Raw genomic sequence first — 15,402 nt, 5'->3', positions numbered from 1 at the left:
ATCACAGCACAGCGCCGGAAAACTGGCAAATAACGATTCATACTCAGATTATTCTAAAGCAGTTGATTTCGCTGAAATATCCACCATGATTAACATTAAAATTTATGTTAAGTGTTTTCCGTGCCGTCAAGTCGATTCGACGGTATCAATGCGTCGAGAATTCAATGGTTTTGAGCTTTCTTCTGCCGTTTACTTGCTATGGCATTGCGTAGAGTAGACGCGTGAAGAAGTCTATGGGATGAAAACGTGGCAAAAACTCTCTTGCGCAGCGGTGATCTGGATGATTTCCAGGCCGTTGGCGGCGGCGGTCAGGCCGTATTTGATTCGGCATTGCAAATTCGTGAAGCACTCCGTCTGCGTAAGCAGCAGGCGCTGGTAGACTGCCTGGCGATTCCCCAGGTTAATGATGAAGGCGATCGCGTTGACTGGTACTCGCCCGTTGATGGGCGTTCGGTCTCGTGGAAAGCCGCCGATGAAGACGCGCGTTTTAAAGCACTGCGCTACCTCGAAAGCACGCTGGATAGCGCCGCCGCGCTGAGCCGCAAATGCATGCAATCGCCAAAAACGGCGCAGCAGTTATTTGGCTCTCTGCTGGAAAAGGCATTACAGTTTCCCGGCGAAAACCATGTTTTCCTGGTCGATGGCAAACCGGTCATCACCTTCTGGGGGTTCGTCAACCTGAACGAGAGCGCCCGTGAGGATGTGCTCGAATGTTTGCGCCAACAGGAAGAGGAAGAGCCGGTCATTATTCTGCCGCCGGAACCTGAACCTGAAGAGGAAGAGCCTGCGGTCGCCGTGACATTCAGCCATGCGGATGAACCGCTGTTGACGCCTGCGCCGGAAATCAAACCCCAGCCCGCACCCGCGCCGCCTGTGCAAAACGTTGCGCCGGCTGTGGCCCCGGACCCCGTTCCATCTCCATCTCCTGCCCCGGAGCCAGCACCTGCCCCGGCAGCGAAGAAACGCCGTCGTTATGGTCTGTGGGCATTGCCGGTTGTGGCGGCTGTCGCTATTGCCGTTGCTGCGCCGTTAATCCTCAATCAACAAACGACGCAAGCTCCTGCGCCAGAGCCTGCCATGCCGCAGCCCGCCCCGGTGGCGATTGCGCCAAAACCGATACAGGCTGCACCGATGCTGGCGGCAAGTCTGCCGCTGCACCAGGCGGAAGTGCGTGCGGAAGAGAAAGCGCCGGAACCGCGCGAAGAGAAAGAGCCGGTGGTGATCAACGCCATTCCAAAAGATGCGCTGGTGATGGACGCCCTGCAGGTGAAAATTGGCTCTACGCGCTTCCTTAACGGCAACTGGCGCGTGGCGCTGGACGTTAAAGATCCGGAAACCGGCAAAGCCCCTGCCGTACGTTTCCAGATCCAGAACAATAAAGGCACGGCGCGCATTGTTCACGGTAAGAACATTACTTGCCGCGCGGATCTTTACTCCGGTCTGCACGACACCGGTGAACTGATGATTAAGAGCCGCGGCAACGCACGTTGCAGTGACGGATCCCGCTACCCGATGCCGGACATTTCCTGTAAAGCAAGCACCAATGACGTCGCGGAATGTAACGCGCGTTTTGACGCCAAAACCACCGTTCCGGTGACGTTCAGAAAAACAGGTGACTGAGTTTATGCTGGTTAATCTTTGCGACTACAAACAGAGCGTGACGCTGATTGCCAACAGCGGCGTGCAATTTCTTGATTTCGGCCTGACGCCGCAAGATCCGGCGAACAGCGGCCGGTTCGTTCGTAAAACCGCCAACGGCCCGCTGCTGCGTCTGGATTTCGACCTGCTGAACGGGCGCTTTACCCTGCCCGGTCGCGACGGCGGTCAACCGGAAGTGGTGAAACCGGAAAGCACCCACGCGTTGCAGTATTCGCTGGCGCTGCTGGACGGCGTCTGGCTACCGATTCCTTTTTTACGCTTCAACCCACCGCGCACCTTTGTTGAAGGCCCGGATAACTGGGCGCGCGTGCAGATCCGCAAACTGAGCGAGCCGGACAGCGCAGGCAATACGCACCGCGTGGCGCTGGCGCTCGACAGCCAGATTAACGATCTCTCCCCCGGCAGCCTTGCGCCGCTGGAAAACGATATTCTTAACGGCACCCGCTTCTCTCTTGCCTGGCGCGATGACGAAGTGGCGGATTTTCTCGATCAAACCTGGGTCGACGGCTGGCTGCGTGAAGCTTTTCAGCAGGCCACGCAAAATGAAAACCGTAGCGAGCGCGACATCAACCAGGCGCTGCGCGGTTTTGAGTACCAGGCGCACTGGCTGAACCTGATGACCCTGCTCGGTACGCAGTTGCAGGTGCCGGAAGTGAAGATTGTCACCCATACGTTGAGCACCCCGGCGATTCCGGTGGATTTGATTCTGGATGTCGGCAACACCCATACCTGTGGCGTGATCATCGAAGATCATGGTGATGCTAACGATGGTCTGCGTCAGACTGCCGAACTGCAGGTGCGCTCCCTGAGCGAACCGCAGTTCCTCAATGAGCCGCTGTTCACCAGCCGTCTTGAGTTCTCTGAAGCCCGCTTCGGTAAGCAACATTTTTCCGTCGAAAGCGGGCGTGAAGATGCGTTTATCTGGCCCTCTATCGTGCGCGTGGGCGATGAAGCCCGCAAACTGGCGATGCAACGTCTGGGCACCGAAGGCAACAGCGGGATCTCCAGCCCGCGCCGCTATTTGTGGGACGAAACCCCGGTTTTGCAGGACTGGCGCTTTAGCCAGATGAACAGCAAAACCCAGCGTGAACCGCTGGCGACCGCATTCCCGCTGATGAACCTGATGAATGACGAAGGCCAGCCGCTGTACAGCCTGCCGCTGGATGAGCGCCTGCCGGTCTTTTCACCGCAATACAGCCGCAGCACGCTGATGACCCACATGCTGTGTGAACTGCTGGCGCAAGCGCTCGGGCAGATCAACAGCGTTGCCACGCGCTTGCGTCTTGGTTTCCCGGCCTCGCCGCGCCAGTTGCGCACCATCATTCTGACCCTGCCCTCAGCAATGCCAAAACAGGAGCGGGAAATTTTCCGCCGCCGGATGTTTGAAGCTATCGCGCTGGTCTGGAAAGCCATGGGCTGGCACCCGCAGGATGAAGATTTCGCTAACCGTAAACAGCAGGAAAAAAGCGTTGTTCCGGTGCCGCATATTCAAATGGAGTGGGATGAAGCCAGTTGCGGGCAACTGGTGTGGCTGTACAACGAAGCCATCTCCCGTTTTGCCGGGCAAACCGAAACGTTCTTTGCCTCCACCGCCCGCCCGGATCGCACCGACGCGCCGGATGTAACACCTGGCCGTTCGCTGCGCGTTGCCTCAGTGGACATCGGCGGCGGCACCACGGATATGGCGATCACCCATTATCAACTGGATGACGGAACCGGCAGCAACGTAAAAATCACACCGAAGCTGCTGTTCCGCGAAGGTTTTAAAGTGGCCGGGGACGACATTCTGCTGGACGTTATTCAGCGTTGCGTTCTGCCCGCACTGCAAACACAGATGCAAAAAGCCGGGATCACCGATGCCGCCGCGATTATGGCGACCCTGTTTGGCGATTCCGGGCGCATTGATACCCAGGCGGTATTGCGCCAGCAAACCACGCTGCAACTCTTTATGCCTGTCGGCCACGCCATTCTTGCCGCCTGGGAAGAGAGCGACATTAACGATCCGCTGGCCGGGTTGCACGCCACCTTTGGCGAGTTGCTCAGCCAACAGCCAACCCGCAACGTGATGAACTACCTGAAACAGGCCATTGATCATGCGCTGCCCGCCGGCTCTGCTGAATTTGATGTGCTGGATGTTCCGTTACAGGTGAATTTCAAAGAGTTACAGGATGCCATGCTGGCCGGGCAATTCACCCTTACCGCGCCACTCCACGCGGTGTGTGAAGCCATCAGTCATTATTGCTGCGACGTGCTGCTCATTACCGGCCGTCCTGGCTGTCTGCCTGGGGTACAAGCGCTGATCCGCCACTTACAACCGGTGCCGGTCAACCGGATGGTATGGCTGGATAAATACCGCGTGCATGAGTGGTATCCGTTCAGCCAGCAAGGCAAAATCGGCAACCCGAAATCCACCGCAGCCGTTGGCGCGATGCTCTGTAGCCTGGCGCTGGATTTGCGTCTGCCGCGTTTTAACTTTAAAGCAGCGGACATTGGCGCCTACTCTACCGTGCGCTATCTCGGGGTGCTGGATAACGTGGTCAACACCCTGCGCGACGAGAATATCTGGTATCACGATATTGATTTAGACAAGCCGGGCGCGAAGCTGGACGCGCGTTTACACTTCCCGCTACGCGGAAATGTGACGTTGGGGTTCCGCCAACTGGCAAACGCCCGCTGGCCGGCCACCCCGCTTTATACGCTGAGCATTAACTCCCAGGAGCTGGCGAAAGCCATTGCCGGAGACGGTGTCCTGAACGTGCGTCTGAAATTCAGCGGTGGTAACAAACATCACGGGCCGGAATCCTTCACTCTCAGCGAAGCCTGGTTGCAGGACGGCACGCCCGTGGCCGCCGATGCGTTAACTTTTAAACTGAATACGCTGGCCGACCGCCGCCATAGCGGAAGCCATTACTGGATCGACAGCGGGAGTGTGTACCTGAAATGAGTGCAAGCGCAAAGACCACCCAGGCATTGACGGCATGGATCAACGAAAACCGCCTGCTATCGCCGTTGCTGGACGACGACGCCGACGCGCTGCTGGCGCGCCTGACCACTGCCGCTGCTGAAGAATCAGCCTTAAAAGAGGCGGTGGATGCCCCTTGCACCGTCGGGCTGTATGGTCATTCACAAGCGGCGAAAGCCCATTTGCTCAATGCCCTGTGCGGCAGCGGTAACGGGCGGCTGAATGTGCGCCCTGGCGACAAAACGCTGGACTACTTCACCCATATCAATCCGGGACACGGGCTGACCAGCATGGCGCTGCGTTTTAGCCCGCGCGCAAGCGGAATGGATGACAGTTTCCCGCTGCGTCTGCGCATTCTTAGCGAAGCCGAACTGGTGCAGGTGTTTATCGCCCATGCCCGCCAGCAGCCGGAACTGCGCGCCGTGGACAAATCCGTTATTGAAGATCGGGTCGCCAAATGGCGCACCCTGCGTCAGCCCAATGCGGTTCCCGGTATTTCGGCGCTGGAGATCGGTGCGATTGCCCGTTTCTGGCGTTCGGTGGTGCCGTCATCATTGCAACAAATGGACGATGCGTTATGGCATCAGTTCGCTTCTCTGCTGCCGTCGCTGGATCTCACCGCCCGCGCCAGCGCCTGGTCGCTGCTGTGGGGTGAACAGCAAGAGCTGACGCAACAGTGGTTGTCGCTGGCCCATACGCTGCATCAGACCGGCAATGCCAGCGAACTGGCCGCCCCGCTCAGCGTACTGGTGGATAATTTTGCCCTGCCGACGGACGGTTTTCTTACCCCAGCGGAACACGGCTCTGAAGAGATTCAGGACGAAGTGGTGGTGCACCCCTGGTCTAACGACCAGTTGCAAAACGCGGTGAGCGTGCCGCTGGCAACCCTTGCCCTGATCACCCGTGAACTGGTGCTGCCGGTGGAAAACAGCGTGCTGCCCTCGGTGGATATTCTCGATATCCCGACCCCGGGTTTACAGGAGGGGCAACCGCTGTGGCGCAGTAAATGCCGCTGGCTGCTGGATAATTATCGCCAGCGCCTGCAACCGGATGTGCTGATGATCTGTAATGCCACCGCAGAACGCGCGGCGACAGGCGCAACAGCACGTGCGCTGCTGAACTGGGTAAAAGAGACGCAGTCCGGCCAGGAAGCCGCCTTACCGGGTCTGGTCTGGGCCATTACGCCGCAGGACGCCCGTTTTACCCAGGCACAAAACCTCGACGAAGCCGTTCAGCAATTAATTGGCAAACCGGGTCAGCACTGGGGCACATTGCAGGCACTGGATGCCAGCAGTCTGCAACGCCTGCTGGAATGGCTGGCGCAAGCAACCGCACCGGGTCTGCGCCAGAACCGGTTGAAAGCGCTGACCGAACGCCATCAACAAACGCTGCGCGATCTGCTGCAAAGCTGGGCCGCTGCACCGGTCAGAGAAGTCACGGTGCAGCGTGCGCGTGCGGAATCGGTGGTACGTGAACTGCAAGGCCAGGCGTCACGTCACGGTGAGTTGCTTGAAGGCTTACTGCCGGATATGCAGCAGTTCGATACGCTGTGGAAAGTTCAGCAGCCCCGCGAAGAGAAAGTCAGCGGCCTGTTTAATGAGTCTATCGACCTGTTTGCCGAGTCCGCTGAAAACACGGAGCAACAACCGATCGCGAAAGATGTTGGGCAGCAGGCGCATGCGCTGTGGGTGAATCATGTTCGCCAGTGGAGCCGTAACGACGACAACGCTGCACGCCTTGGTATTTCCCCTGCTGCTCTGCGGCACATGGCGGAGACGGTCATTATCAGTAGCTATCGCCTTAACCTGCCGGAGCAACTGCAAAAAGTGATGCAGCGCGATACCGCCTGCGCCGCACAGTTGTACGCCGCGATAGGAAACTTTGTCGCCTGGCTGGGCTATGCCGATGTGCCGGAAGACAAACGCCCGGCCAGCCGCGTACAAAAAGGCAGTACCATTTTTGCCAGCGGTGCGGTAAGCGTGAATGATGCCCGCTTAACCAAACTCAGCGAGCAGCCGGTGCATGCGGCGACACGCTATGTTTACGACTGGCTGGTTGCCCTTTATCACCGCGCGACAGAAAACATTGGCTACAGCCACCCGCTGGATGTCTCTGCCGCCGCGCGTAAAAAACTCAAAACCTTACTGCCTTAAAAAAACACCCTGGCCATGCAGGTGCGCCGGGGTGTTTTACGCATGTTCAGCAATAAAGGCGCTCAGCGCACCTGCCAGCGCAGCCGGCTGTTCCCACGACATGGAGTGCCCCGCCTGCGGAATGATCCGCACCGCTATACCTTGATCCAACACCTGTTGGGCATCGTTATCCGGCAGCGATAACTCACCAAAAATCAGCGTTTTTGGCCGGGAAAAGCGGCTAAACAGTGCCATCCAGGACGGTTCAATACCGTCAACCAGACTTTTCGCGCCGCGCCACACCGCCCAGGACGCGTTACTTTGCAGGCTGCCTGCCCACGGCGTTTTCTCCTGACCTAATAACGTGGCGTAGCCGCAGGTGACAAATTCGGCTTCCTCTTCAGCGGCAATCACCCGGCTGAACGCCCCGCCGCCGGCATGAAAATTGGGCTCGGAAACTGCCAGCGCGTTAATGCGTTGTGGGATCATCGCCGCCACTTCAATGGCAATGCTGCCGCCCATGCTGTGGCCGTACAGCCAGCATGCGTCGATTTGCAAATGTTCAAGGAGTTCCACAATGACCTTCGCCTGTTCGCTGGTCCGGTAGGAAAAACTCGCCGGTCGTTCGCTGTAACCGCTGCCTGGCAGATCGATGAGGATCGCGCGCCTGCCGCCGAACGCCGGATCGCTCACCACGCGCGGGTATTCATAAGAGGATGCGCAGCCAAGTCCATGTATAAAAACCACCGGATCGCCGTGACCTGGCAGATCCTGCCAGCGAACCCACCCTTGTGCCTGGTGCGAATAAAAACTGTTCATTTGTCTCTCCTTCGTCGTGATACTGTAATTATATACAGCATCATTCAAATGGCGAGTCAACTTAAAGCAATGAGATAAGCAAGGCGACAGGCAGGCTCATGGGCCAGGTTGCGCCCACTAAAAAGGCGCTAAGAAGACGAATTTTGCGGGTATCGCTAGCAAGGAAGTACGTTATTAAACCGGACACGACCGCCATAACACCGTAAAAAATAAGTAGCTTTGTATATAATTCCAACGTCTGTCTCCTGTCCTTAGGTAAAACATCCGCGGCATATGTTGCACTTTTTTTAAGATTTTTGTGTTTTCAGCGTCACGCTTTACTCAGAAGAGAGAAAACAATAACGCCACCGGGAAACTCATTGGCCAGGTGGAGCCCACTAAAAAAGCGCTCAGCAGACGAATGCGTTTGCGATCGTGGGAAAGAAACCAGGTAATGAATGCGCAAATCAGCGCCATAACACCGTAAAAAACCAACATTTTTTGATAGAGCGACATAGCAAACATTAACCAGAAAGTAACAAAACGTGCGCAATATGCTCTTTTTGTTGATGTATATCAAGTTTAATTACTTACGCGTAAAGCCAGGATACTGCGTATTTTGATCTAACCTTCTGAGAGGTATAAAAAAGCCGGATGACCTGTTCACCCGACTTACCCGTAACGAACGGATCACCGCTGGCGTTCGCGCCATGTTTTAATCATCTCTTTCGTCACTTCGTCGGCATAGCAAATGGGGGAATAACCCCCCGCTTTGCTCCATGCGCTGCGTTTGCCGCACGCACTGCCATTACGCGCCTGGTTATAAGGGCACGCGCAAGGGCCAGGGTAGTCGGCAATCGATTCGGCGATAATCTCTTTTTTAACCTGCGCGTCGGAAAGCGCTTGTGTTTTTGACAACCCTTCCGATGCCATCAGCAAACTCACGGCCGCGATCACCCCGCACAACACTGCATTCCTGTTCATTATTCGTATCCGGAGAAGGTATGAGTCTTCACATTATTATTCATATAATGAATAAGCATTGATTAAACGCAAATTATTTTGCGGGTTTTTACGGCGACATGATTTAAAAAAACAGAGGCATTGCGGGTGGTGGGCTAATTTAACTTAAGGGCAAATTAAAATATCAGTGACGCTGTAGAATAGCCCGCTGGAGTTTGGCGACGATCGCGTAACTCTGTTATTGTCTACCAGCAAGTCATACTTCAGGAAAACAAGGTAAGGTTATGCAGAAATACGACGATCTGTGGCAAGCCATAGAAGTTCGGGTACGTGAAAACAATGACATAACGTACAACGATGTGACCACTGACAGTCCACGGGCGCATGCAGCCCGCCAGCGTACTGCGCAGATATTTATTCTTGAATCGCTACTCGCGCGCCATCGGGAAAAATATGCCAGCAGTTTCGTGCCGCTCGCTGGTGAAGAAGCATTGTATCATTTGATTCACAAACGCACCGGCTGGAAACCCTTTGAAATAAAGCAGCTCTCTTTTCTCGACGTCATGTTTGTGCTGGCTGAATTATTCCGCGATGAAAACTTACCAACGGAAGTTCGCGCCGTGTTACGTTCCCAGGGCATCAAAGACGAGCCACTGCCAACCTATGATTTTTCGGAGAAGGACTGGGCCCCTCGCGAAAATGAAGTGTTTTTGAAAAGATAAGCATGCGAATTATTATAATAACAAGGGCTCTGATGAGCCCTTTATTTTTAATTGAGCGGCGCTGACATCACTTCGCTATGCAACATATTCTCGATGCGTGCAAAATAAAACTCTTCACCTTCACAATAATAGGTTTCGATAGGCATGGCACCGCTTGTCGCACCGCCATTGAGCCCTTCCAGCGCCCACGGAATAGAGGTTTCGCCGTCTGCAACCGTCAGAAACTCAGACGTCCCGCCCGGACCGAGCACGACCACTATTTTACTCATAGGTATATTTCCCCTGCCTGATTTTTTTAAAAGCCAGACATTATCGAAGGCAGCAATGACTGCGAGTTGTCGCGTTAATGACATTAATGTGACAGGGCAACGAAGATGTCTGAGTGCGGTATTATTTAAAAGCTTATATTTTGCCATTCCGCTGGTGGCTGATGATGATTAAACCAGTTTCTTGCACATAATAACAGCACGAAAATAGACTATGAGATATACCTCAAAAAGATAAGGATTTGGCCAGCCTTCCCTGGCTGCCGGTAATTCTGTTAATGCTTGATCATCACGTGACGCACCACGGTATAGTCTTCCAGACCATACAGCGACATATCTTTGCCATAACCGGAGAGTTTCTGCCCACCGTGCGGCATTTCACTCACCAGCATAAAATGCGTATTGACCCAGGTGCAGCCATATTGCAGCCGCGCGCTCAGACGGTGCGCCCGTCCGACATCTTTCGTCCACACTGAAGACGCCAGGCCATACTGCGAGTCATTCGCCCAGCCCAGTACCTGCTCTTCGCTGTCGAACTCGGTCATGCTGACCACTGGCCCAAACACTTCGCGTTGCACAATGGCGTCTTCCTGCTTTGCGCCCGCCAGCAGCGTCGGCTGGTAATAGTAGCCTGCACCCTCGCCTTTATTGCCGCCGGTAATGACGCGGATATGGCTCAGAGCCCTGGCGTCATCCACGGCTTTGCTCACCCGGGCAAGGTGTGCTGCGGAGCTAAGTGGCCCCAGCTCCGTTGTGGCCTCCTCCGGTACGCCCATTTTCAGGCTGGCGACCGCTGCACCCAGTTTTTCCACCAGTGCCGCGTAAATGCCTTTCTGCGCGTAGATACGGCACGCCGCAGTGCAATCCTGACCGGCGTTGTAAAAACCGAACGTACGCACACCTTCCACCACGGCATCCAGATCGGCATCATCAAACACAATGACCGGCGCTTTGCCGCCCAGCTCCATGTGCGTGCGCTTAATGGATGACGCAGTGTGCCCGATGATGTGTTCACCGGTCGCGATAGATCCCGTCAGCGACACCATGCGCACTTTTTCGTGGCCGGTTAGCGGATCGCCAACGGTTTTCCCCCGGCCAAACAGGACGTTCAGTACCCCCGCCGGGAAAATATCTTTTGCCAGTTCAGCCAGTTTCAGTGCGGTTAACGGGGTAATTTCCGACGGTTTGATCACCACACAGTTACCGGCCGCCAGCGCCGGAGCCAGCTTCCACGCTGCCATCATCAGCGGGTAGTTCCACGGCGCAATCGACGCGACAACGCCAATCGGATCGCGACGGATCATCGACGTGTGCCCTTCCAGGTATTCGCCTGCCGCTAACCCGTTCAGGCAGCGTGCTGCGCCCGCAAAGAAGCGGAACACATCCACCACGGCGGGCAGTTCATCGTTCAGCACGCAATGAAAGGGTTTACCGCAGTTGAGGGATTCAAGGCGGGCAAAGGTATCGGCATTATCTTCAATTACCTGCGCCAGTTGCAGCAGGCACTCCGCCCGCGCTTTTGGCGTGGTTTGCCCCCAACTGGCAAAAGCGCGGTCTGCCGCCTGCACCGCCGCATCGACCTGGGCTGGCGAGGCTTCCGCGATCTCCAGCAACACCTCGCCGGTGGCCGGGTTGTAGACAGCCTGTTTCTCGCCTTCGCCGTTAACCAGTTCGCCATTGATAAACAATTGATGTTGCATAGTTCTGTCCTTTCAGCGTTGTCAGTTATTTGCCGGTTTCCGCATCACGGGTTAGCCACCAGGCGCCGAGAATAGGCACGGTGGTGACCAGCATCACCAGCAGCGCAACCACATTTGTGACCGGCACATCGCGCGGGCGGCCAAGCTGGTTAAGCAACCACAGCGGCAAGGTGCGCTCGTGGCCCGCGGTAAAGGTCGTGACGATGATTTCGTCAAACGACAGCGCAAACGCCAGCATTCCCCCCGCCAGCAGCGCCGAACCGAGATTCGGCAGCACCACATAACGAAAGGTTTGCCAGGCATTCGCGCCTAAATCCATTGACGCCTCCACCAGGCTCCAGGAGGTGCGCCGGAAACGGGCGATGACGTTGTTAAACACCACCACCACGCAAAAGGTCGCATGCCCCACCACAATGGTGAAAAAGCCGGGTTCGAGGTTGACCGTTTTAAACGCGGTTAACAGCGCCAGGCCGGTAATGATGCCCGGCAGCGCAATGGGCAACAGCAGCAATAGCGAGATGGCGCTCTTACCAAAAAAGTCACTGCGCCATAACGCCATTGCAGCAAGTGTGCCAAGAATCAATGCGATACCCGTCGCCAGTGCGGCAATTTGCAGTGACAGTGTCACTGCATCAAGGATATCGCCCCGCGCCGCTGCTACGCCGAACCAGCGCAGCGTAAAGCCCTGCGGCGGGAAACTGAATGCCGCATCCTCCGTATTGAAAGCATAGATGGCGATAATCAAAAGCGGGAAATGGAGAAAGATAACGCCGCCCCAGGTGGCGACTTTGAGCAAAAACGGTGCGCGGTCAGAGTGCATCAAAGGCTCCCAGGCGTTTGACAAACGCCAGATAGACAGCAATTAACACGATCGGCACCAGCGTAAATGCGGCGGCCATCGGCATATTGCCTATCGCCCCCTGTTGGGAATAGACCATGTTGCCAATAAAGTAGCCCGGCGGCCCCACCAGTTGCGGGACGATAAAATCCCCCAGCGTCAGCGAGAAGGTAAATATCGACCCGGCTGCCACGCCGGGGATCGCCAGCGGCAACACCACATAACGAAAGGTCTGATGGGGATGCGCGCCCAGGTCCGCCGACGCCTGCAACAGCGACGGCGGCAGACGCTCCAGCGCAGCCTGAATCGGCAGGATCATAAACGGCAGCCAGATATAGACGAACACCAGAAACCGCCCAAGACCAGATGTAGAAAGCGTATTGCCGCCAATCGCAGGCAGCGAAAGCAGCCCCGCCAGTACCGGCTCCAGCCCAAGGTGGTTTAAAAACCACTGAGCGACGCCATCTTTTGCCAGCAACAGTGTCCAGGCGTAGGCTTTTACGATATAGCTCGCCCACATCGGCAACATCACCGCAATATAGAAAAAAGCTTTCCACTTTCCGCGACTGTAGCGCGCCATATACCACGCCATCGGGAAAGCGAGAATTGCGCTCGCCACGGTAACCGAAACCGCCATCATCAGTGTGCGCACAATGATGTCGTAATTGGCCGGATTAAACAGCGCCAGCAGGTTCGCCAGTGTGAGGTCCGGCGTGACCGACATCGTAAAATCGTCAAAGGTGTAAAAACCTTGCCACAGCAGGGTCAGTAGCGAACCAAGGTAAACAATGCCAAACCACATCAGGGGGCCAAGGAGTAACAGCAACAACCCGAGTAGCGGTTTACGCCAGAATAGTCCGCTAAGGCTGGCGCGGTGCGGCGACCTGCCGGTGACGCTCATCTCCATCTCACCCCGCTCCCTGTAGTGGCACCATCGCGTCCCGCGACCACGCAGCCCGCACCGCTTTCCCCGGTGCCAGCGTCTCCGGTAATAACGCATCGGAGAGATTGGCCTGGCTGACCAGCAGTCTGACGCCGTCGTTCAGCGCCAGTTCAAAGCGGGTTGACGCCCCCTGGTATTGCACCGCCTGCACGATTGCGTCGACTTCGATATCACCCGGCGCGTTCAGTCGAATATGCTCCGGGCGCAGAGAGTATGCGCCCTGCATGCCGCACAGTTTCCCCGCCAGTGCCGCATCAAACACATTCGAGGTGCCGACAAAGCTGGCGACAAACGCCGTGCGCGGGCGCAGATAGAGTTCGCGCGGCGTGTCTATCTGTTCAATTTTGCCATTATTGAACACCGCCACCCGGTCAGACATCGATAGCGCTTCCCCCTGATCGTGGGTCACGAAAATAAAGGTGATACCCAGATCCTGCTGTAGCTTTTTCAGCTCCAGTTGCATCTGCTCGCGCAGCTTGAGATCCAGTGCGCCCAGCGGTTCATCCAGCAGTAAGACCCGGGGTTCGTTCACCAGCGCACGGGCAATGGCCACACGCTGGCGCTGTCCGCCGGAGAGTTGCGAAGGTTTGCGAGCGTGCGCAAAGCCGAGCGCCACCTTATCCAGCGCCTCATGGGCGCGGGCGTGGCGCTGTTTTTTCTCCATCCCTTTGACCATCAATCCGTAGGCAACATTGTCGAGGATCGACATATGCGGAAACAGCGCGTAATCCTGGAAAACGGTGTTCACATCCCGCTCCCACGGCGGCAGTTCGCTGGCTTCGCGCCCAAAAATGCGGATCGCCCCGCCGCTCAGTTGCTCAAAACCGGCAATCAGCCGCAGGCAGGTGGTTTTGCCGGAGCCGGATGGCCCCAGCATCGAGAAAAACTCCCCATCGCGGACGGCAATGCTCACGCCGTCCACCGCCCGAATGTCGCCATACAGGCGGGAGACATCCTGAAACTCTACTGCATCAGTCATGCGTCGCTCCCGGCAGATTAGCGGCCGCCCATAATGGCGATGTAATCCTGCGTCCAGCGGCTATAAGGCACATATTTACCGCCTTCAGCCACCGGCGTTTTCCAGAAGGCGATTTTGTCGAAGAAGCTGTAGCCGTTCGTTTCACAGCCGTTTTCGCCCAGCAAGGCACTGGCTTTACACCCTTGTGGCACCACCGGCAGTGAACCAAACCAGGCCGCCACATCCCCCTGGACTTTTGGCGTTAGCGACCAGTTCATCCACTTGTAGGCGCAGTTTGGATGTTTCGCCTGTGCGTGCAGCATGGTGGTGTCGGCCCAGCCGGTTACCCCTTCTTTCGGGAACACGGTGGCGACAGGCTGGTTCTCGCCTTTCAGGGCATTGGCCTGATACGGCCAGGCGCTGGAGGCCACGACGCCTTCATTTTTGAAGTCGCTCATTTGCACGGTGGTGTCATGCCAGTAACGGTGGATCAACAGATGCTGGTCGCGCAGCACTTTCAATACCGCCTGGTACTGCGCTTCTGTGAGTTGGTAGGGATCGCTGATGCCGAGCTGCGGTTGCGTGGCTTTCAGGAACAGTGCCGCATCGGCAATGTAAATGGGGCCATCGTAAGCCTGTACGCGCCCTTTGTTACTTTTACCGTCGGGGAGATTTTGCTGCACAAACACCACAGACCAGCTATCGGGCGGTGTCGGGAAGGTTTTGGTGTTGTACATCAGCAAGTTCGGGCCCCACTGATAGGGCGTGCCGTAAACCTTGCCCTCCACATTGAACCACTGGCCTTTCACCAGCTTCGGATCGAGGGTATTCCAGTTCGGGATAAGCGCCGTGTTAATCGGCTGCACACGCTTGCCCATAATCAATCGTAACGAGGCATCGCCGGAGGCGGTGACCAGGTCATACCCGCCTTTCGCCATCAGGCTGACCATCTCATCGGAGGTGGCGGCGGTTTTCACGTTCACCGCGCAGCCCGTGTCGCTTTCAAACTGGCTGACCCAGTCATACTGCTTATCCGTCTGGCCGCGCTCGATATACCCCGGCCAGGCAATAATATCCAGTCGCCCTTCTCCGGGTCCCACTTCCGTTGGCACGGCTGCGTGTGCTGTCATCACAGTGATACCCAGCGCACACAGGCTGCTGCGGGCAAATTTCTTGCTCATCGGTTTTACTCCTGTCGCAATGAAAAATGAGCGGCAGCCTTGCCGTAAATATATCTCCCTTACTAAAAATAGTCGGCGGCCTGACAGGCTGAATGTCGCCCATCAGAAATTTCGCCAGGATGTGACTGACTCCGCATTACGTTAATTATGAAAATGGTAGGGAGCCGTCTTTTGGAGTATAGACAAGGGGTTAGCGATGGCACGTTAATCTGTGTTGCTATTCACATTTCCTATGAATACGCACAACGAAAGCGCAGAAAATAATGACGGCGTAACCTCT

Annotated in this window: 14 protein-coding genes; 4 read left to right on the top strand and 10 right to left on the bottom strand. The window is 56.2% G+C overall.

Translation table 11 applies throughout. The features are described 5' to 3' along the window. Positions 1 to 246: 246 nt before the first annotated feature. The 3 genes from ACQ3G7_RS12535 to ACQ3G7_RS12525 are packed head-to-tail and all read left to right on the top strand — an operon-like array spanning position 247 to position 6,774. Positions 247 to 1,620, top strand: a complete 1,374-nt coding sequence (locus ACQ3G7_RS12535) for an SrfA family protein (protein ID WP_430890034.1) — start codon at positions 247 to 249, stop codon at positions 1,618 to 1,620. 4 nt (positions 1,621 to 1,624) lie between these two features. Next, entirely contained in the window at positions 1,625 to 4,603 is a 2,979-nt protein-coding gene (locus ACQ3G7_RS12530; RefSeq protein WP_430890033.1) for a virulence factor SrfB, read from the top strand. Beyond that, entirely contained in the window at positions 4,600 to 6,774 is a 2,175-nt protein-coding gene (locus ACQ3G7_RS12525; protein ID WP_430890032.1) for a virulence factor SrfC family protein, read from the top strand. The genes ACQ3G7_RS12530 and ACQ3G7_RS12525 overlap by 4 nt, the downstream gene beginning before the upstream one ends. Positions 6,775 to 6,810: 36 nt before the next feature. Here ACQ3G7_RS12525 and ACQ3G7_RS12520 read toward each other — a convergent pair whose 3' ends face one another. From ACQ3G7_RS12520 to ACQ3G7_RS12505, 4 genes are all read right to left on the bottom strand, one after another. Continuing rightward, entirely contained in the window at positions 6,811 to 7,572 is a 762-nt protein-coding gene (locus ACQ3G7_RS12520) for an alpha/beta fold hydrolase (protein ID WP_430890031.1), read from the bottom strand. Positions 7,573 to 7,633: 61 nt separating this feature from the next. Beyond that, complete coding sequence (locus tag ACQ3G7_RS12515) at positions 7,634 to 7,807, bottom strand: GhoT/OrtT family toxin (RefSeq protein ID WP_430890030.1); 174 nt, start codon at positions 7,805 to 7,807, stop codon at positions 7,634 to 7,636. A gap of 86 nt (positions 7,808 to 7,893) precedes the next feature. Continuing rightward, positions 7,894 to 8,067 (bottom strand): GhoT/OrtT family toxin, encoded by a 174-nt coding sequence (locus ACQ3G7_RS12510; protein WP_071890708.1) that lies wholly within the window; start codon positions 8,065 to 8,067, stop codon positions 7,894 to 7,896. Positions 8,068 to 8,241: 174 nt separating this feature from the next. Continuing rightward, positions 8,242 to 8,535 carry a hypothetical protein gene (locus ACQ3G7_RS12505; protein WP_430890029.1) on the bottom strand — a complete coding sequence of 98 codons (294 nt, stop codon included), beginning with the start codon at positions 8,533 to 8,535 and terminating at the stop codon, positions 8,242 to 8,244. A 263-nt stretch (positions 8,536 to 8,798) separates the two neighbouring features. Between ACQ3G7_RS12505 and ACQ3G7_RS12500 the strand changes: the two genes are divergently transcribed. Next, on the top strand, positions 8,799 to 9,236 hold the full coding sequence (locus ACQ3G7_RS12500) for an ECs1072 family phage-associated protein (protein ID WP_430890028.1): 438 nt from the start codon (positions 8,799 to 8,801) through the stop codon (positions 9,234 to 9,236). Positions 9,237 to 9,283: 47 nt separating this feature from the next. On the opposite strand, the gene ACQ3G7_RS12495 is transcribed toward ACQ3G7_RS12500, so the two are convergent. From ACQ3G7_RS12495 to ydcS, 6 genes are all read right to left on the bottom strand, one after another. Then, positions 9,284 to 9,505 carry a hypothetical protein gene (locus tag ACQ3G7_RS12495; protein WP_430890027.1) on the bottom strand — a complete coding sequence of 74 codons (222 nt, stop codon included), beginning with the start codon at positions 9,503 to 9,505 and terminating at the stop codon, positions 9,284 to 9,286. 272 nt (positions 9,506 to 9,777) lie between these two features. Next, positions 9,778 to 11,202, bottom strand: a complete 1,425-nt coding sequence (gene patD, locus ACQ3G7_RS12490; protein ID WP_430890026.1) for an aminobutyraldehyde dehydrogenase — start codon at positions 11,200 to 11,202, stop codon at positions 9,778 to 9,780. Positions 11,203 to 11,227: 25 nt separating this feature from the next. After that, the gene (locus ACQ3G7_RS12485) at positions 11,228 to 12,022 is read right to left on the bottom strand and encodes an ABC transporter permease (RefSeq protein WP_263100784.1); all 795 of its coding nucleotides are present in this window, start codon (positions 12,020 to 12,022) and stop codon (positions 11,228 to 11,230) included. After that, the gene (locus ACQ3G7_RS12480) at positions 12,012 to 12,947 is read right to left on the bottom strand and encodes an ABC transporter permease (RefSeq protein ID WP_263100783.1); all 936 of its coding nucleotides are present in this window, start codon (positions 12,945 to 12,947) and stop codon (positions 12,012 to 12,014) included. Before ACQ3G7_RS12480 ends, ACQ3G7_RS12485 begins: the two co-directional genes overlap by 11 nt. Before the next feature lies 1 nt (position 12,948). Further along, a complete protein-coding gene (locus tag ACQ3G7_RS12475) occupies positions 12,949 to 13,962 on the bottom strand; it encodes an ABC transporter ATP-binding protein (protein ID WP_430890025.1) in 1,014 nt (337 codons plus the stop codon). A 17-nt stretch (positions 13,963 to 13,979) separates the two neighbouring features. Further along, positions 13,980 to 15,122 (bottom strand): putative ABC transporter substrate-binding protein YdcS, encoded by a 1,143-nt coding sequence (gene ydcS / locus ACQ3G7_RS12470; protein WP_430890024.1) that lies wholly within the window; start codon positions 15,120 to 15,122, stop codon positions 13,980 to 13,982. Between the last annotated feature and the right edge of the window lie 280 nt (positions 15,123 to 15,402).

It is taken from the genome of Kosakonia sp. N21 (assembly GCF_050587465.1).
Classification (GTDB): domain Bacteria; phylum Pseudomonadota; class Gammaproteobacteria; order Enterobacterales; family Enterobacteriaceae.
Note: the sequence above shows the minus strand (reverse complement) of the source record. Positions and strands in the feature narration are given on the sequence as shown.